Source organism: Paraburkholderia sp. SIMBA_030, from assembly GCF_046535245.1.
Taxonomy (GTDB): domain Bacteria; phylum Pseudomonadota; class Gammaproteobacteria; order Burkholderiales; family Burkholderiaceae; genus Paraburkholderia.
In genome coordinates this window covers 1-253 of sequence record NZ_JAWRXB010001120.1, presented here as the reverse complement: position 1 = coordinate 253, position 253 = coordinate 1, and the positions used below count along the sequence as shown (strand labels likewise).

Below are 253 nucleotides of genomic sequence, written 5' to 3'. Positions count from 1 at the left end.
ATATCCTTTAATTCTTCATTTTCTTCACGCAACTCCATATTTTGCTTATGGATGTAATTCAACTTTTCTTCAATAGGAAGTTTTTCAAAAACATATTTTTTAACATCATCGGAGGATACAACACTCTTTTCCCATGTATCTAATTCCGGATAAAGTTTCTTTATCTTTTGTAATGTTTCTTCAGGAATAGGATTTTTACTTATTGCTTGAGAAAAGGCAGATTCACTCTTATACCCAATTTTCAACGCAAAAT

General features: G+C 30.0%; 1 protein-coding gene. It reads right to left on the bottom strand.

From position 1 onward, the window contains the following. Positions 1-253 (bottom strand): hypothetical protein (locus SB772_RS43500; protein WP_410838964.1); only part of this gene is annotated, 253 nt, incomplete at both ends.